The 16,595-nt window shown below is 52.7% G+C and carries 18 protein-coding genes and 1 tRNA gene; 12 read left to right on the top strand and 7 right to left on the bottom strand.

The genetic code is table 11. The annotated features are described in order from the left end of the window. Positions 1-387: 387 nt before the first annotated feature. Positions 388-891, bottom strand: a complete 504-nt coding sequence (locus GS605_RS13890) for a hypothetical protein (RefSeq protein WP_171724345.1) — start codon at positions 889-891, stop codon at positions 388-390. 405 nt (positions 892-1,296) lie between these two features. Here GS605_RS13890 and GS605_RS13885 point away from each other — a divergent pair. From GS605_RS13885 to GS605_RS13865, 5 genes are all read left to right on the top strand, one after another. Next, positions 1,297-1,386, top strand: a tRNA-Ser gene (locus tag GS605_RS13885). Between the two features lie 149 nt (positions 1,387-1,535). Then, entirely contained in the window at positions 1,536-2,726 is a 1,191-nt protein-coding gene (locus GS605_RS13880; protein WP_171724344.1) for a tyrosine-type recombinase/integrase, read from the top strand. 16 nt (positions 2,727-2,742) lie between these two features. Continuing rightward, complete coding sequence (locus GS605_RS13875) at positions 2,743-3,651, top strand: hypothetical protein (protein ID WP_171724343.1); 909 nt, start codon at positions 2,743-2,745, stop codon at positions 3,649-3,651. A 137-nt stretch (positions 3,652-3,788) separates the two neighbouring features. Then, positions 3,789-3,998: a MerR family transcriptional regulator gene (locus tag GS605_RS13870; RefSeq protein ID WP_171724342.1), complete on the top strand. Its 210-nt coding sequence runs from the start codon at positions 3,789-3,791 to the stop codon at positions 3,996-3,998. Between the two features lie 632 nt (positions 3,999-4,630). Continuing rightward, positions 4,631-4,912 (top strand): hypothetical protein, encoded by a 282-nt coding sequence (locus tag GS605_RS13865; protein WP_171724341.1) that lies wholly within the window; start codon positions 4,631-4,633, stop codon positions 4,910-4,912. On the opposite strand, the gene GS605_RS13860 is transcribed toward GS605_RS13865, so the two are convergent. Continuing rightward, positions 4,909-6,579, bottom strand: a complete 1,671-nt coding sequence (locus GS605_RS13860; RefSeq protein WP_171724174.1) for a hypothetical protein — start codon at positions 6,577-6,579, stop codon at positions 4,909-4,911. The genes GS605_RS13865 and GS605_RS13860 overlap by 4 nt on opposite strands. A 214-nt stretch (positions 6,580-6,793) precedes the next feature. On the opposite strand from GS605_RS13860, the gene GS605_RS13855 reads away from it, so the two are divergent. Beyond that, complete coding sequence (locus GS605_RS13855) at positions 6,794-7,363, top strand: hypothetical protein (protein WP_253283310.1); 570 nt, start codon at positions 6,794-6,796, stop codon at positions 7,361-7,363. A 6-nt stretch (positions 7,364-7,369) separates the two neighbouring features. Here the strand turns inward: GS605_RS13855 and GS605_RS13850 are convergent, their stop codons facing one another. The 3 genes from GS605_RS13850 to GS605_RS20950 form a co-directional block, all read right to left on the bottom strand. Continuing rightward, positions 7,370-8,758 carry an FRG domain-containing protein gene (locus tag GS605_RS13850; protein ID WP_216600184.1) on the bottom strand — a complete coding sequence of 463 codons (1,389 nt, stop codon included), beginning with the start codon at positions 8,756-8,758 and terminating at the stop codon, positions 7,370-7,372. A gap of 586 nt (positions 8,759-9,344) precedes the next feature. Continuing rightward, positions 9,345-9,878: a magnesium transporter gene (locus GS605_RS20955; protein ID WP_216600183.1), complete on the bottom strand. Its 534-nt coding sequence runs from the start codon at positions 9,876-9,878 to the stop codon at positions 9,345-9,347. Positions 9,879-9,926: 48 nt separating this feature from the next. Next, a complete protein-coding gene (locus GS605_RS20950; protein ID WP_216600182.1) occupies positions 9,927-10,709 on the bottom strand; it encodes a magnesium transporter MgtE N-terminal domain-containing protein in 783 nt (260 codons plus the stop codon). Between the two features lie 95 nt (positions 10,710-10,804). On the opposite strand from GS605_RS20950, the gene GS605_RS13840 reads away from it, so the two are divergent. The 4 genes from GS605_RS13840 to GS605_RS13825 are packed head-to-tail and all read left to right on the top strand — an operon-like array spanning position 10,805 to position 13,531. Further along, positions 10,805-11,083 carry a hypothetical protein gene (locus GS605_RS13840; RefSeq protein ID WP_171724339.1) on the top strand — a complete coding sequence of 93 codons (279 nt, stop codon included), beginning with the start codon at positions 10,805-10,807 and terminating at the stop codon, positions 11,081-11,083. Between the two features lie 5 nt (positions 11,084-11,088). After that, entirely contained in the window at positions 11,089-11,589 is a 501-nt protein-coding gene (locus tag GS605_RS13835; RefSeq protein WP_171724338.1) for a RimK/LysX family protein, read from the top strand. Further along, positions 11,586-12,491 (top strand): 30S ribosomal protein S6--L-glutamate ligase, encoded by a 906-nt coding sequence (gene rimK, locus GS605_RS13830; protein WP_171638640.1) that lies wholly within the window; start codon positions 11,586-11,588, stop codon positions 12,489-12,491. Before GS605_RS13835 ends, rimK begins: the two co-directional genes overlap by 4 nt. Before the next feature lie 5 nt (positions 12,492-12,496). Beyond that, a complete protein-coding gene (locus tag GS605_RS13825; protein ID WP_171724337.1) occupies positions 12,497-13,531 on the top strand; it encodes a succinylglutamate desuccinylase/aspartoacylase family protein in 1,035 nt (344 codons plus the stop codon). Between the two features lie 47 nt (positions 13,532-13,578). Here the strand turns inward: GS605_RS13825 and GS605_RS13820 are convergent, their stop codons facing one another. Beyond that, positions 13,579-13,944, bottom strand: a complete 366-nt coding sequence (locus tag GS605_RS13820; protein ID WP_171724336.1) for a hypothetical protein — start codon at positions 13,942-13,944, stop codon at positions 13,579-13,581. A gap of 18 nt (positions 13,945-13,962) precedes the next feature. After that, the gene (locus GS605_RS13815) at positions 13,963-14,211 is read right to left on the bottom strand and encodes a hypothetical protein (protein ID WP_171169366.1); all 249 of its coding nucleotides are present in this window, start codon (positions 14,209-14,211) and stop codon (positions 13,963-13,965) included. A 255-nt stretch (positions 14,212-14,466) separates the two neighbouring features. Here GS605_RS13815 and GS605_RS13810 point away from each other — a divergent pair, with 255 nt between their 5' ends. Both GS605_RS13810 and GS605_RS13805 read left to right on the top strand, forming a co-directional pair. Continuing rightward, complete coding sequence (locus tag GS605_RS13810) at positions 14,467-15,318, top strand: LysR family transcriptional regulator (protein WP_171638643.1); 852 nt, start codon at positions 14,467-14,469, stop codon at positions 15,316-15,318. A gap of 139 nt (positions 15,319-15,457) precedes the next feature. Next, the gene (locus tag GS605_RS13805; protein WP_171724335.1) at positions 15,458-16,072 is read left to right on the top strand and encodes a methyltransferase domain-containing protein; all 615 of its coding nucleotides are present in this window, start codon (positions 15,458-15,460) and stop codon (positions 16,070-16,072) included. The last annotated feature ends 523 nt before the right edge of the window (positions 16,073-16,595 follow it).

Raw genomic sequence — 16,595 nt, 5'->3', positions numbered from 1 at the left:
GAAGGTCGTAGGTTCAAATCCTACTCCCGCAACCAAAATAAATCACTTGATTACAGCTTTTTACCCGCCGCCCCAAGGCGGTGTTTCTATTTGTGCCGATACCGCTGGAAGCACTGTGGAAGAAAGCGGGCGTACTTAAGGTTGTGCTTTCGGGGTGCGCTGTAACCGTCGCGTCATAGGGACCATCGGAGCTGTGCCAGAGCTCTTTCACCAGACGGTCACGTTCTTATTGATGGATTGCGCCAAACATAATCGAGACCCCGATCACATAACGAGGCGTTCTGAGGAGCCCGCTCCGACCGGTTTTGAGATCAAAAAGCAGTTCATAGCAGAGGCGGAAGAGGTCAGGTCAGCCGGTCTAGTATGCCAGCTGACTTTGAGAACAAATCAATCAACTTCCGGCAGCCAGAACCCACCACGTTCCCAACGGTAGACGCGGTCAACCAATTTCGACGGGCAACAATTTGGATCACCGTCAGCGAAGTCTTTTCCGACGATATGCATTCGGTTAGACGCGAGCGCTTCTATTGATATCAATCCGCGCGCAGGCATACCTACAAATTCAATTTCCGCCGTTGCCCACATGTCGACATGGGCCGCCGAAGGCCGGTATTCCGGAACACGTACTACGACCGGCGTGAATGCGCTTGTTCCAGCCCCACCTGCGCATCCGACATCTACAACCGGAAACGCAATATATGTAGTGACGTCAAAGTCGTCAGTGCCAAGTTCCGCAAGCAAAGATTGTGCGGCTTCTGGATCCGCGCAGCCTACAGCGTCAACAAAACTACCTACTTTCTCGTTAATAATAGCCTCTCTGTCAGCATCCATTGCCATCGCATTCGACATGACCAATGCCATCGCTCCAGCGGATGCGAGAAATTTCTTCATTCTGTGCCCTTCTTGGATTTATTAACCACACCGCTCTTAATAAAGGCGAGGGTAGTCGTAAAGTGAGCCATTATTCGTTTGCGTTGCCCTGCGCTGCCGCCGCTGCCCCGGAGGAAATGTAATCTAATCGAAACAAGAGAGCTTCTTCGCTTTCAGAATGCGATCTCTCAATCGACGCAGCAATGCAGAATGGGGATTCGATGTGCCCTGTCGTTTCGAACCAGGCGGTTCGGTGGTTTCATGTTGGAGAACGCCCCGGAAAAATTCTCCAATTCTGGCCGATGATTCATTTAAGTTGGCGCCTTTTACCGTGATTTCAACGGGTTCAGCAATTTTGTCAGAGAGAGGCACAAATCATATTTTTCGCCTTGTATTCCCGTCGCTTGCAAGGATATACCCATCGGCGGAGACGTGGCCGAGTGGTCGAAGGCGCTCCCCTGCTAAGGGAGTAGGCGGGAAACCGTCTCGAGGGTTCGAATCCCTTCGTCTCCGCCACCCACACATTTGAGTGGATTGCTTTGGACGGCCCAAACTGTCCCAATCCTCAGAAAACCCAAAACAATCTGTTTAGTCTAGATTTCACTAGGTTTCGTTCGGTTGCCACTGTACGCTTTCATTGTGTGGTACATAAGGTGGTATGTCGAGTGGCGGCGCTAGGCGGGAAGCTAACCAAAAAGCTAGTCGAGAATCTTGGGCCAGGGCGTCATGGCGACGGGGCGGGGCTTTATCTGGTCGTTGACCCATCCGGTGCACGGCGCTGGATTGTGCGCGTCACAGTCAAAGGTCAAAAGAACGCCAAGGGCGCACCGCTGCGGACTGACTTTGGTTTGGGTGGGGCTGATGTGGTTACGCTCAACCAAGCCCGTGAGCGGGCTTTGGAATATCGACGCATGGCGAAATCGGGGCTTAACCCGCGATACAACACCAAACGCGAAGTGCCAACTTTCGAAGAACTCAGCCGCCAAGTACATATTGACCGCCTACCTACTTGGAAGAATGCGAAACACGGGCAACAGTGGCTGAACACTTTACGCGATTACGCCTTCCCCAAGATTGGGCGGATGCCTGTTGATGCTATTGGCCAGCCAGAAGTATTGATGTGCCTTTCCCCAATCTGGACGATAAAGCACGAAACAGCCAAACGGCTCGCCCAGCGCATCAAGGCGGTTTTGGATGTCGCAAAGGCTTCAGGCTTTCGTGAGGGGGAGAACCCCATAACAGCGGTGAAAGAAGCAGGCGTTTTGCCCAAGGTGAAAGCCAAGGTGCATCATCATGACGCGATGCCCTGGCAGGATGCGCCAGCCTTCTACGCAGAGTTGGACAAGCGTACGGCCACTGCTGCCAAAGCTCTGCAGTTCACAATTTTAACCGCCTGTCGCACCTCCGAAGTGCTGGATATGACATGGGATGAAATTGATTGGGACTCGCGGCTTTGGGTCATTCCCGAAGAACGAATGAAAGGTGGCAATCCACACCGCGTACCGCTGACCGAAGAAATGATGCGGATATTGGAGCCAATGAGAGACTTCGCATCAACTTATGTTTTTGAAGGGCAGAAACGGCAGCACCCACTGTCCAACATGTCAATGCTGATGCTTTTGCGTCGCATGGGACGCGGAGAGTTTACCGTGCATGGGTTTCGCAGCACTTTCCGAGTTTGGGCCGCAGAAGCAGTGGATTTCCCTCGTGAGGTGGCGGAGGCGGCTCTAGCGCATCAAACAGGTTCAGAAGTGGAGCGGGCCTATGCGAGGTCAGACTTTTTGGAGAAGAGGGGCGAACTAATGAGTGTATGGGCCACTTTTCTTTTGAAACAGACATTTTCGGCAAATTCTTAAGTTTGGAGGTTTCGTAATGTCAGGCAATGAATTCCAGAACTGGAATTCTGGTGAGAACCCAGAAAACCTTGAGTTAGTCCATTGGATGGACTTGGATGAATGGGAGGCTCGAAAAAAACAGCCGATAGAGAACATGTATCAGACTTTTGCCGATGCTGCAGATGCTATCGACGAATTCGGGCCTATCGAGATTCATACATCTCGCGCGAATGCCTATTTTTGGCGAACTTCGGGTCAGTTTGAAGATGATATTATTGCTGTTCGGCAATCTGGCCTGAACGTTAGAAGAATTTTGATCCGCGCGGACAGTTTCGAAGATACTTACGGGAATTTTGCTAATTGCATCGACCATGTCCTAAGTGACAACGCAATTGGTCCTGAAGTTGAATATGCGCACTTAATGGGGTGGGCTAAAGGGCTGTCGCTTGATGTCGAAGAGTTCGACCCAGAGCGAGACTATTCCCGCACTGAAATAGAGGCTGTGGCTGCGCTTCAGTTACTAAAGATTCGGGATCAAATGCTGGAAGCAGAGCCCGAAGAAGAAGGCTACATCAATTTTATTTTTGACTTGGGATTCACAGCAGGCAGGGCGTTTTCAGCTCTGCAGAGTACTGTTTATTTGGAACCAAATGCTCGGGCCGCAATCGAAACAAAGCAAAAGTACATCGAAAAGGGACTAAAAAGCGGCTCGGCCGAACGTCGAAGAAAGAGGCTGGAACAATTTATACAAGAAGTTGAGCACGTCTTCTCCGCGAATGAAGCCGTGAGAGACTATGAAGACATAGTGTTGAGGTTGGCTTTTGACCGCGTAGTGCCTCCAGGCGCTTATGGGCACGGACAATTCGACAACTACTGTTCCGCCCTTCGTTCCGAAAGCCCTTACAAAGAACGTTTTGACGACCTTTTTCGTAAGTCACTTAAGTAAAGTACGACATTTACGTGATTTTGACAGGTGACTACGTCATTTTGCTTGAGTTACTCAAGAGGGAGAAATTTCGAATTAAAACAATGAGTTGATCGTGCTAGGTGTCATTGAGGACAATCCAAAAGAGGGTATCATCAATGGCCGACATCTTTGACCAAGACCGAATTTTCTTTCCAGAGGACCCAGAGCTTCGCGTTTTTGGCACCGTAGAGAAGCTTGCCCAATGGCGGCACCGCAATCGCGGGCCTGCCTTTATCCGCATCGGGCGGCGGATTGGGTATCATGGCACTGACCTAAACGCCTATCTCGCGGCTCAGCGCATCGCTCCCGATGGGGAAGCCGCGTAATGAAAAACCCCAACTCCGCATGCGGAATCAGGGCCTTTCCAGTGACATCAACTGCCACCCTAGCAAGTCCAGTTGATGCCATGGCGGGCCGCGACCCTGCAACAAAAATCGAACGGCGGTTTCGCTGGTGTGACCAAAGCAACTCCGTTCAATCTCTCAAAATCCGAAAAGGAAAAATTGAGCATGGCTAATCACTGGTACAGCAATCGGACACAAATCTACTGGACCTGTGAGGCTCTAGTTCTAGGGCGCACAATTAACCACATGGATGAAATCGGTGAGGTGCGGGGATGGCGACTTGGCGCAATCATACACAATCTGCGGCGCAATTATCATTGGCCAATTCAGACGGAATATAAGGGACCGGAACGCATCGCTCACTATCGCTTGTCTGGACGGTGTGATTGGCGTGCGCTTGACTTTCCGAGGTCCGCAAAAGCACTGCGTCAGGAACTCAAGTGTTCGGAGAGTGTTGCTGCAGATATCGGAGAACCACACGCAGACACTCCGGATGCCGGCTGAACATGGGGCGGAGTAAGCGAAAGTCGGAGGGGCAGTATGTGCATCTCCCCTACGCTCAGTTGCGCAGCGATGCTTGGCGCAGTCTATCGGGCGCGGCAGTACGACTGTGATTGGAGCTTCACACACGCTATAACGGCGGCAACAATGGCACTTTGACGCTATCTTATGCCGAGGCCGGAGAGCTGCTGGGGATGGGCAAGGCAACCGTTCAGCGGGCCTACAAAGAGCTGGTGCAGCACGGCTTCTTGGTACTGGAAAAGGAAGGCAACTGGTATCACCGCAAAGCGCACGAATGGCGGCTCACTACGAAGCCAATGCAGCGGACAAAAGGGCGTGAAATCGCATCGAATGACTGGCGGCATTTCCGAGGTAAGAAACGTCGAGCGGCTTAAACTATCAGTTCCGTTATTCCGGCGATGAGGCCCGCCTGCATACTTCGCTTCACAGCAGTTTTGCGGGCCTCTTCGCTGAGAACACTACCGTCCAAAAGCAGCCGCACGTTTCGGGCCAAAGACACGATTCCGGCAAATGCGATTGTGTCCAGAATTTCCGGCTCTGCGTCCGAGGCGAGTTTCTCCGTTGTGCTGTCGAAGTCGCGAGAAAGTTGCTCGTTAGAAATGCCAGTGGATGTAAAACCATATTCCTCGGCAACTTCAGACGTGGTCATTGCTGGGGTGTCTTCGTATTTTTCAAAATGAGCTTCAACATAGGCCCCATATGAGGTTGCCTTAAGTTGGAATTCTCGGATTTCTCCTGTTTCCACGTTAATGATTTGAACATCGGCACCTGGGTGATTGGTGGCCTCAAACAACTCGACACGAAACTCGTCCCCATCGCTGTTTTCCGCTCGAGCAAATTGCAACTCGTGCGCGATGCCTTTCACGTTGTTTTTGAAGCCCTGCAATTCAGCAGGTGAAAATGCCTGTACGTGTTCTGCAATCTCTTCATTCGCCATGTCAGACAAATCATTGGATGACCGTCTAATGGCATCCAGCATGTCTTGCTCAGCAAGCGTGAATTCGTGTGGGCCGTCTGAAAGAAGGTTGAAGATAAGCGCTGAACCAACGCCAACGACAAGCGGTTCAGTGAGCGTAGATTTGTGTTTGGCGAACCCGCGAACAAAACTCAATTCAGTGAATGCGTTCCTGTACCAACGCCGCTGCATGATTGGCCACTCTTGGGAAGTTAGAAGTACCTCAGAGGCTTTATCGACAAGGGGGGCGAACGCGTCTTCATTCAGCGCTGACGCCTCTTTATGCGTGAGCGTTAGTCCTCCCTTTTCTGCTTGGCGAAGCCCGATGGCCAACGCACTACACGCATCAACCAACTGCTTTTCAGGTTCGGACAAATGTTCCAGTTTTCGTGTTTGGCCCAAAAGGTACTTATTGGCCAGTGGTTTTACGGCAAATGGTGCAGCAACTGCACCTGCGACCGCTGCCCCGCCGACAACAAGAGTTCCCATTGCGACAGAACCACCAATCCAAGCCAAAGCACTAGATGTAAAAGCTGCACCACTCAGACTGCCTATCGCAGTACCGGTCGATGCTGTACCCGCCAAAGCCGCTACGGAGAAAAAGGAAACGGGAACTGCAGCGCCTGCCAATTTGCCTGAAGCAACAGATACCGCTTTGCTGGTCCACCCGCTCTCATTCACGACGCAGTCAGAAAGCTGTTCACATGCGTACGCTGCGCGGCCAAACCAATTGGCTTCATCCAGCGGTTTCTGAGAGTCCAGGTATTCTTCGAATTGAACTTTCGACCAATCAGCAAGGGCGTAGGAGTTTTCTTGAACTTTAGAAAGGGCGTTTGATGAGACATCCCAAGCTTTGTCCGTAAGCCATTTAAGCCGATAGTTTGATGCCATTTGTGGTTCTTTCTCAGAAGTGCTGGGGTTAACGTGGTCAGGTGCAGTATCAGATGCAACCCCGTGTAAATTTTTTTGCGGTTCTAGTTTGAAACTAAAGAGCGCACTGACAGTTCCGTTTTGAAACCCGAAACGTCGGTATCGCCCCAATCTGAAACCCGTCCAAGAAGGGTTAGCATCTTCTTTGGGTTTCATCTCGGAACACTAATAGTAACCACTCGATTGGAGGAAAAGTAATGCCGAGACCAGACAAGTCGGATAACCGGCCAAGGGTCAATAACGAGCGGAACTGTTACTTGCCTAGTGATTTCGGAAAAAATCTGGGGTCGCTCTGATGGGTGGGTATGGTTCAGGGCGACCAAGTTACAAGCAGAAAGCTGAGGAGTGCCGTTCTTTGGATGTGGGTTTGATGAACCGCAAAGGCTGCTTGAATGCTGGCATCGCAGGGAATTGGGCTTGGCGACGTGATGATAAGGTGGTTGCGCAAATTGAGTTCCGCGCCGAAAAGCACCGTGTCGTCTTTGACTATCGCGTCAGGCAAAATGGTGGCGACTGGGAGCCGATTACTCAGTGTGTGCCCCTGACTTATGTTGATTGCTTCTACGGTGGTCAACGGCCCTATTTCATCTGTCCTGGCGTCGTAGATGGAAAGTTCTGCGGGCGGCGCGTGGGCAAACTGTTCTTAGGTGGACGCTACTTCTTGTGCCGCCATTGCCATTTCATATCATATACAAGCCAGTCAGAAGAACGACATTACCGCCTGATGCGACGTGCTAACAAATTGCGTATGGCGCTTGGTGGCGAGCCAGGAGCAGCACATCTCATTGCAAAGAAACCTAAAGGCATGTGGCAACGAACCTATGAGCGAAAGAGACATGAAATAAACTGGTGCGAGAACGAAGCGGATCGCCATTTCGTTGAGAAATTTGCGCACCTACTCAGCAAGGAGGACCGGGAGATGTTTTTTGGGCAACGATAAATGCTCTTACGAATTCTCAGGCTCTTCCGCTCGACGGTAACTCTCTCGAAGGTGGTGAGTTGTCCTATCAATGCTGGGGTAAACTGTAGTTGCATTGATGTTAATGCTGTTGAGCTGTTCAAGGATTTTTCGCTTATTATTTATTCTTATCCGCGTAACCTCGATATCCGGTTGCCCTGCTTCCGCCAATGTAGCTTCATGCCCAAAAAGTAAGAACGCTCCTGATTGGGATTTAATTCGACTGTTGGTTTGTTTTGCCTTGACGCAAATAACTGACCCTAAGTGGTCAGGTTCAATCCTGCCTTCAAAGTATCCCTTCTCCGATTTAATGTGATGGAGGAGCTTTTTCACCACATCCGTTTTGTTGAACTCGTCTCTGGTTTTGAGGAGATCAATTTTGTTTTTTTGTGCAAAGGTCAGGTTTGATAGGTTTGATATGCAGCTAACCGTGTCAGAGTCGTAGTATTTAATACTGTCTGACAAAACGCGAAAAATGATGACCTCACCTTCGACGTCGCTCAGCTTTTCATCCCCAAAACATGCAAAAAATAGCGCGACAAGGGGGTTTCCAGAGATGTCGAGAAGTCTTGTCGGTAGCCCGTAGTGCTGCATGCGGACAAGCCTATCAAAGCAATACTGGTCATCCTGGAACTCGTCATAGTGGGCAATAAGCAGTTCTTTGTTTAGTCGCTCTTCTTTTTCCAAATACTGCCAACCTCCATCAGGCCATTTGCGCAGCAAGGACGGTGTTAGTTCAAAACTCGCATCCTCGTGTCCACGATAGAAGGTCTCAGTCGAAGCGATAGGTGAATGATCGAACAGCATCTTAAGGAAGGATTCGACACTATCTGCGGCCGCAATAGTCTTCTTTTTTCGTGTTGGTGGTTCTGCTTGAGTACCGGCTTGGCCTAAGTCCACCAAGGCTTTTAAGCCATCTTCAACACCGTCTTCAAAATGCGCCTCGCTCTGGTACAGCCTCTCCAGTACATCAATTGCCCCGCCTTTCCTAACTGCCCAATGCGTTCGATGAATTTGAAATTTATCAGTTCCGAATATGTTGTGAATTTCGGCCACGTGGTTGAACGAAATCTCGCCAAAGTCCAGTGCTGTATCAAATTCCGCTGAAATTTGCTTTTCGGTAACTTCAATATTTTTGACCCGCCCAAACTTCACAAGCATATTCGGTTCGCCATTGGCGTAATCAACTTCGCTGCAAAGAAATGTTGGAATGCGTTCCAAATATCTTATCGACCCTTGCTCTAACTCCGTGAGGGCATCGCTGACATCTTTTGGGGTGTATTCAAACATCCTCCCAATGCTCAAAGAAAACTTGGTGTCGTAACCAGCTAAATTGTCGCGATTGCCAAAGCTTATGTAGTTGAATAATTTTGCCATTTTGTAGTTCTACTTTAAATTTAGCATTCTGTTCTTCACTAGATAGACAACTTGTTCTGAAGTCGAGGGGGGGGCGTTGAATGTCTCGCGAAAAACTCCCAACCTCAGTCAAAAAAGAAGGCGGCCACAAAATTTTCGTGCGCGACCTGTGTTTCTACAGCGGGTGGACGAAAAGCAATACCGTGTGTGGTATTTTTTGTGGTGCATCTTCCCAAGTTATAAAATGATGATTTTAAAATCATATACTTATGTAAAAATTTAGGCGGACTTCGTCTCCGCCATCAACCTATTTTAGACAATTGACGTGGTGCGTATAACGTTCCATTTAGTTTTTATTAATAGGCGTTTACCGACTCACAGCATCATCGTGAATTTTACTGGTTACACCTAGTGTTATTCAATAAGTGGCATTTAAATGTCTGCGCTAAGCGCAAAGCTGACAAAGAAGCTGGTAGAGAATCTGGGTCCGGGTCGGCATAGCGACGGCTCTGGTTTGCACCTTGTTGTTGATCCATCGCGTGCGCGGCGTTGGATAGTACGCGTACCAGTCACCCGACCGAACTGATGGTTCGGGTGCGGGAAAGCGTCAAACCAGAAGTGGCATCATTGCGGTTGCAAGGCTCAGGACGAGGAAGAACCCCGCCATGTCGGTTATAGTCGTCAGTAAAGGGCCGCTGGCGACAGCAGGGTCCTGACCGATGCGCTTCAACAGCAATGGCAGAACACCGCCAATGGACACGGCGACGACGGTGTTGAGCGCAAGCGCTCCACCAATCACCAGCCCCAAAAACGGGTTGCCTTTCCACACCCAGGCAACGAGGCCGATCAGAAGCCCCAGAACGAACCCGTTGATCACCCCGACCGACACTTCTTTGAACCAGACACGCATGGCGTCGATGGGCCGGACAAGGCCGAGGGACAACTCGCGCATGCTGACGGCGACGGCCTGATTGCCCGAGCAGCCGCTCATGTCGGACACCATCGGCAAGAACACTGCAAGCGCGATCACCGCGGCAAGGGTTTGTTCATACGCGGCGATTACGCTGGCCGCGATCACATTGAGAACAATGTTGGCCGAAAGCCATTGAAGCCGTCGCCTCGCACGAAGCGGCAGTGGCATCGACCGAAGCTCATCGCCGAAGACACCCTGGCGTTTCAGGCTGGCCGATTACGCACGTTCCAAAAGGGCTTCATCAACGGCAGACCGCGAGACAACGCCCACCAGGTGCCCGTCTGCTTCCACGACCGGTAATCCAAGAAACGGGTGTTCATCGAACAAGTCTTCCAGTTTCTCCAGCGGCATGTTGGCTGGGACGGTAATTGGGGGCACCATGATATCGGTCAAACGCGCGCTTCGGCGTGTGGACACGAGGCTGCGCAATGAGACCACGCCAATTGGGGCACCATTCGAATCCAGCACATAGGGGTGCTGACCCCGATAGCGTTCAAGGTCGTATTCTTCGTTGGCGAACCGCCGTAGAACCTTCCCAACTGTATCGGTTTCGGAGAACGTGAAGGCTTCGGCAACCATGAGGCCGCCCGCGACATTATCCTCGTATTCCACCAGCCGACGAACATCTGCGGCGTCCTCAGGATCCATCCGGGTAAGGATTGCTTCCGCATCTGCGTCTTCAAGCTCTCCGATGACATCGGCCTGAACATCAGAAGCCAGCTCTTCGATGACTTCTGCGGCCTGCTCCGACTCCATGCGCTCGACAAGATCGACCGCCATCGCGTTCGGCGCCTCTTCGACAAGTTCGGCAGCCAGTTCCGGTGGCAGCAAAGACAGTACGGCACTCCGCTGCTCTACTGGCAGATTGAGCAGTTCACGCAGGGCATCGCTCAACGGAAGCGGATCAAGCAGCCGTGCGAGTTCAGCGCCGTCACGCTCTGCCAGGGCTTGCTGCAACTGCGTTTCCAGTTCCCTCGGGATAGTATCTGTGTCGCTCATATTCGATTCTTTGATGTGAATTCTGGAGAATGTAGGACTTTTAGCAGATTTTTTTTACCTATAGACAAATTTTAATTGCCAATATAGAAAAAGTCATGCTTGAAAATGACTGGATATCCATGACCGCCGTACGCCTCGCCGAGCTTTACGATCAGGACTTTGGCGGCAAGCCGAATGGACGTTATCGAATACCGGACAAGCTCGTGCGCCGGATTGCAGGGCGCAGGCGATTGTACGAAACAGACATCCGTGCACTTTCGGTTGCACTTTTTGAACTTGGGTACGTGTTAATCGACATGGATACGTTCTATGTCGTGATGGGCGCCAATTCGTTTGTGAACTACAGACGTGCCAACGATGACTGCATAGAGTAGATGCTATGGTGAAGCGTGTCTCATACCCAGAAATCATAGGTTGGCGTGAACGCATCAGCCTGCCCGACTTCGGAATAGAGAATATCCCGGCCAAGATAGACACTGGCGCAAGAACCGCTGCGCTCCATGCAGTGGACCAGACCGTATTTGAGATTGACGGCGAGCGATGGGTCGAGTTCATGATACCAGTCCAAAACCGCCGTTCACCAAACCGGGTTCGAACCAGGGTTGTCGACGAACGCGAGATCAAGAACACAGGTGGTGTCCCCGAACGTCGACTGATCGTGAGAACGCAGCTTTTGCTTGGGCGGCATCGCTGGCAGATCGACGTTTCGCTGGCCAACCGTGCGAAGATGGAATTTGATCTGATCCTTGGCCGCACCGCCATTCGCAGGCGGGGAATTCTTGTCGATCCGGGTCACTCCTATCTGCTGGGTTCCGGAAAAGCTCCAACTGGGATCAAAAGAAAAGCCACACGCAACGACCCGGAAGGACAACGCCAATGAAATTTGTCATGCTGGCCCGCAATCCAGAACTTTACTCCCATCGTCGTCTGAAAGAAGCCGCCGAGCAGCGCGGCCACGAGCTTGATATCGTGAACACGCTGCGCTGCTACATGAACATCGCTTCACGCCGACCCGAGGTCTACTATGACGGTAAGAAGCTTGGGCGTTATGACGCGGTAATCCCCCGGATCGGAGCATCGGTCACATTCTATGGGCTGGCTGTGCTGCGACAGTTCGAGATCATGGGGGTCTTTCCGCTCAACGAGTCAGTGGCGATTGGCAGATCTCGCGACAAGTTGCGTTCCATGCAACTCATGGCGCGGGACGGCATAGGCCTGCCTGTCACCACGTTCGCTCATGATCCTAAGCAAACCGACGAAGTTCTCAAACTCGCGGGGGACGCTCCTCTGGTGGTCAAGCTTCTGGAGGGTACGCAGGGCATCGGAGTGGTTCTTGCAGACTCAAACCGCTCGGCAAAATCCGTGGTCGAGGCATTTCGCGGCGCGAAAGTTAACATCATGGTACAGGAGTTCATCAAGGAAGCGGGCGGTACAGATATTCGTGCGCTTGTGGTTGGTGGCCGCGTTATCGCGGCGATGCAGCGGAAGGGAGCCGAAGGAGAGTTCCGATCCAACCTGCACCGGGGCGGAAGCGCCCAGCCCATCAAGATCTCACCCGAGGAACGCTCTACCGCTGTGCGTGCAGCCAAGACGATGGGGCTGAATGTCTGCGGCGTAGATATGCTGCGCGCCAATCATGGGGCGGTTGTCATGGAGGTGAATTCCTCACCCGGACTTGAAGGGGTGGAAAAGGCAACTGGCATTGATGTTGCAGGCAAGATCATCGAGTTTCTTGAAAAGAACGCCACTAAGGGAAATACCAAGACCAGAGGGCGCGGATAACAGCCATGCGCGAGCCATTTGAAATCGGCGGTTTCACCGTCCCGGCCGGCACGCGGATTACGCTGGACCTGCCGGTGAGCGTGATGTCCGATCATACGCCGGTCAGCATGTCAGTGCATGTGGTTCATGGCCGCCGCCCAGGGCCGGTCCTGTTTGTCAGCGCGGCAATTCATGGCGATGAGGTGATTGGCGTCGAAATCGCACGGCGATTGCTACGGGCCCCTCAACTCGACAAGATCGCGGGCACGTTGCTGGTTGTGCCAATCGTGAACGCGTTCGGCTTCATGACACAATCGAGATACCTTCCGGACAGGCGCGACCTGAACCGGTCGTTTCCCGGCAGCGAGGGCGGATCATTGGCGGGCCGCCTCGCACATATCTTTATGACCGAAATTGTTGCGCGTTCCGACCTCGGTATCGATCTTCATTCTGCCGCGATCCACCGCACCAACCTGCCTCAAATTCGAGTTTCCCCGGCCTCGGATGCGACGATTAGATACGCCGATGCGTTCGGTGCACCGGTCGTCATGATTTCCAAGCTGCGCGACGGGTCCCTGCGAAAAGCGGCACAAGAGCGAGGTGTCGATGTGCTGCTGTTCGAAGGGGGAGAAGGGCTGCGTTTCGACGAACTTTCGGCCCGGGCGGGTCTTGCAGGTATTCTTCGGGTTATGAACGCGATGGGCATGGTCGCCAGGCGTGGCATCGCTACCGTGCGTGAGGCGCCGGTTCACGCACGGACGAGTTCCTGGGTGCGCGCTCCGGTCGGCGGTTTGCTTAGAACGTTCAAGGCAGCGGGCGAATATGTGGAGGTCGGCGACTTGCTTGGCCGGATCTCGGACCCGTTTGGCGAAGTAAGAAAGGACGTTCTTGGAGAAACGGACGGCATCATTGTGGGCCGTACCAATTTGCCATTTGTGCACGAGGGCGACGCGTTGTTTCATATCGCCAAAACGACGAGCGCAGATGTTGAAATGCGGATCGACATGATCGCCAATCAGCTCGACGGTGATCCAATGTTCGATGAGGACGAGATCATTTAGGTGGCCTGAATGTGGGGGCGCGGGGCAGTTTCCCACCCCGCGCCGGTTTACGAGATTGTACGCAATCCGCGGCTTGCCATTACCTCCCATGCGGCGAGCGCGATCAGCGCCGATCCCGTTAGCCATGCATTGGCCGTTGCCACAATATGGCCGGTGAAATTCAGCGCTGTTGGTGCGACGATCAGCGAAATCCCCAGTGCCGATACCGGAGTCACCCGTGCGAGAAGGTGGCTCCGACCGTCAGCGCCGGACATGACCAGAACACCAATGCCAATTGCCATGAAGGCGAGAGCTTCAAGTACAGCCATGCCCTGCAAAAGAGTTTCCTCACGAAACAGGACAAAGGGGGACAAAACCAACCAGATACCCATCGCGGCAAGCAGCCATTTTTGAGGCAGGATTGGCTTCCTCATAACCGTGACAACCTTTGCTTACTGATCCCCTGTGGGACCAGGGAGAAGCTCTGCATCAACGGCGGCAACCAATTCGTCGTCATTGATGAAACCATCGGCATTTGCGTCGATCTCCAGGAAGAGATCATCCGAGACTTCAGGATACTTGGTCTGAAGCTCTGCCAGCGACGCCAGGCCATCCCCGTCCATGTCAAGATCAGCGGGCATGGCGAATGCCGGAACAGCAAACAGTGAAGAGAGCAGAGCAACAACAGAAACTCGACTCATTTTGTTATCTCCATGAGAAAATGGGCTTCTTGCCCATTGTGGGGTTGGTGCAGCGCTCCGGTGTCGGTGGCGTTTCTACAGGTTTCAGATTGCAACGGTTCCTCAGATCGAGATCTCCACTACAAACGAGAATTTTGATTGGCGTTCCGATCTGGCGGGGCACCTTCGCGCTACTTAGAGAATATGGCACACACGTATCTTATTGAATAACGAATTTTTTGCGCAGATAATATCGGATATTCGAATAGGTGACCGATGGATATTGAACTTGCTCGAACTTTCCTCGCCGTGGTGGAAACTGGAACCTTTCTCGACGCAGCCAACAAGGTTCACGTCACACAATCGACAGTGAGCATGAGAATCAGAACTCTCGAGCAACAGCTTGGTCAGCCGGTGTTCCAACGTGGTAAGTCGGGTGCAACCTTGACCATTGCCGGGCGACATTTCCTCAAACACGCTCAGGTTCTGGTGCGCACCTGGACACAGGCAAAGCTGGACGCTGGTCTTCCCGCTTCCATGGCCGCAGCGCTGGAAATCGGCGCGGCGCCGAGCCTTTGGGACGGGTATCTCATAAACGCCTTACCAGAGTTGATGGCAGCGTTGCCGAACGTTGCCGTCAGAGCCTCGGCGGCCTCCTCCGAAGCGATGGCTCGAGAGATCGAGGAGGGCAGCCTCGACCTCGCCGTCATGTACCGTCCGCGGAACGCCTCGGGCTTGTCCGCACTTCAACTTTTTGAGGATGAGTTTGTACTTGTCAGCAGCGGCCCTGACGCCGAACCCGCCGCACTGGGCAGCTCTTACATCCTGATAGATTGGGGCCCGGAGTTCCGCGCCGACCATTTGCTGAACTTTCCAGAGCTTGACGCACCGCGCCTTCAGCTGGGCATCGGAACCTTGGGCCTGCAGTATCTGAAATCTGTTCCCGCAGCTGGCTACTTCCCCAGGCGCGTGATCGAAACGGAACTTCAGGACGGGTGGCTCACGCTGATCGAGGCAGCACCAAGGTTTGCTTACGCGGCCTATGCGGTGTTTGATGAGAGCGAGGTGGATGGATTCCCGGGTCAGGCCGCGCGACGGCTTCGAAGCTTCGCGGACTCCATGGGTTGAATTGCCAACTGGTCAGAAACGACGTTTCACGAACTCGATTCCGGGAGAGATTTACTCAACAAACCAGTCCAGACTGAGATCACACATTGCAGGAGAGTTAGCAAGGAAGGGGCGGCAACTCGTCTCTAGTGGAAACCCTGTGGAGGAAATCGTCGGCTTCAGCCGGGCGGTTCGGGTTGGATCGTTCATCGCTGTCGGGGGCACCGCGCCAGTAGATGTGAACGGCAAGACGCTAGGCATCGGTGACTTCTATGCCCAGCCCAAGCAGTGTTTCGAGATCATCAAGGCCGCTCTCGAACATGTCGGGTCCGGCCTGCAGGACATCGAGCTAACCCGTGTTATCCTGACGGACATCAACAACTGGAAGGACGCGATCGAGGCCCGCAAACTGTACTGCCGCGACGCTCGACGCGATCTCGCTGCCAGCGCCCGCGCCCCGGGCATGCACTGCTATGAGTGGATCGAAGCGTCGGCGCAATCCATGCCCCTCGACGACGGCGAGTTCGATCTGGCTTTCTGCCATCACGGCCTGCAGTTCTTTCCGGACAAGACAGCGGCCCTCAGCGAAATCCGCAGAGCGCTGAAGCCCGGTGCATTGTTGGTTGTGACGTGCTGGAAAGCCATCACACCCCTTTTCGCGCCAAACCAGTTAGATCATGCTCATGCTGCGAAGGGAAAAGCAGATGAGAAACACCATCACAGGGTCGGTCGAAGAGAAAGATCCAGATTTGCGACCGAATGTCCGCTTCTGTAACGCTTGAGTGGTGACCCTGCGGTCGCATCGAACTTCCGCTTCCCGCCAAAAACGACAATTGTTGCGCTCGTTACCTAAGTCGTCTTTGGGGCTTGGAGCGGTCGTTTGCTGAACTCTGCTTGAGTGTCTGCTTTAGTGTTTTACCGACATCCTGTGATATGACACTGTGCGCGATGCTTGGCTCGAAATCGAACTTAGTGTGGTATATATCTCGGTATTATTTCTTTTTACCTAAATTTAACAGTAACTTGCAGGCTTAGTTATACTGACTTCGTCTCCGCCATCCAACTTTCTTTATCTTTCTGTCCGGTGGAATGCGGCTCGAAGCTGGCTGGGCCCGTGATATCCTGTCTTGCATTGGATTCCGAAATTTCTCGAAAGATCGGAATGCGGCGGCGGGGCCTGGTGTCCAGCGCGATCGAAGCCTTTTCTACCCTGGACATTCTCAAAGTGTTGCAGAACAGGGCAAAAAGCCTGTCGGAATGACCGGTCACGATCCGGTAACGGCTTCGTGCGAATCGTT

The sequence above is a fragment of the Ruegeria sp. HKCCD7559 genome (assembly GCF_013110575.1).
Taxonomy (GTDB): Bacteria; Pseudomonadota; Alphaproteobacteria; order Rhodobacterales; family Rhodobacteraceae; genus Ruegeria.
This window is presented reverse-complemented; position numbering and strand designations above follow the sequence as displayed.

Bases quoted from the DNA above. Each gene is read 5' to 3' on its own strand.
- GS605_RS13820 (WP_171724336.1), bottom strand. From the start codon at position 13,944: ATGAGGAAGCCAATCCTGCCTCAAAAATGGCTGCTTGCCGCGATGGGT.
- GS605_RS13860 (WP_171724174.1), bottom strand. From the start codon at position 6,579: ATGAAACCCAAAGAAGATGCTAACCCTTCTTGGACGGGTTTCAGATTG.
- GS605_RS13815 (WP_171169366.1), bottom strand. From the start codon at position 14,211: ATGAGTCGAGTTTCTGTTGTTGCTCTGCTCTCTTCACTGTTTGCTGTT.
- GS605_RS13810 (WP_171638643.1), top strand. From the start codon at position 14,467: ATGGATATTGAACTTGCTCGAACTTTCCTCGCCGTGGTGGAAACTGGA.
- GS605_RS13855 (WP_253283310.1), top strand. From the start codon at position 6,794: ATGAACCGCAAAGGCTGCTTGAATGCTGGCATCGCAGGGAATTGGGCT.
- GS605_RS13825 (WP_171724337.1), top strand. From the start codon at position 12,497: ATGCGCGAGCCATTTGAAATCGGCGGTTTCACCGTCCCGGCCGGCACG.
- GS605_RS20955 (WP_216600183.1), bottom strand. From the start codon at position 9,878: ATGCCACTGCCGCTTCGTGCGAGGCGACGGCTTCAATGGCTTTCGGCC.
- GS605_RS13850 (WP_216600184.1), bottom strand. From the start codon at position 8,758: ATGGCAAAATTATTCAACTACATAAGCTTTGGCAATCGCGACAATTTA.
- rimK (WP_171638640.1), top strand. From the start codon at position 11,586: ATGAAATTTGTCATGCTGGCCCGCAATCCAGAACTTTACTCCCATCGT.
- GS605_RS13870 (WP_171724342.1), top strand. From the start codon at position 3,789: ATGGCCGACATCTTTGACCAAGACCGAATTTTCTTTCCAGAGGACCCA.
- GS605_RS20950 (WP_216600182.1), bottom strand. From the start codon at position 10,709: ATGAGCGACACAGATACTATCCCGAGGGAACTGGAAACGCAGTTGCAG.
- GS605_RS13890 (WP_171724345.1), bottom strand. From the start codon at position 891: ATGAAGAAATTTCTCGCATCCGCTGGAGCGATGGCATTGGTCATGTCG.
- GS605_RS13840 (WP_171724339.1), top strand. From the start codon at position 10,805: ATGCTTGAAAATGACTGGATATCCATGACCGCCGTACGCCTCGCCGAG.
- GS605_RS13835 (WP_171724338.1), top strand. From the start codon at position 11,089: ATGGTGAAGCGTGTCTCATACCCAGAAATCATAGGTTGGCGTGAACGC.
- GS605_RS13875 (WP_171724343.1), top strand. From the start codon at position 2,743: ATGTCAGGCAATGAATTCCAGAACTGGAATTCTGGTGAGAACCCAGAA.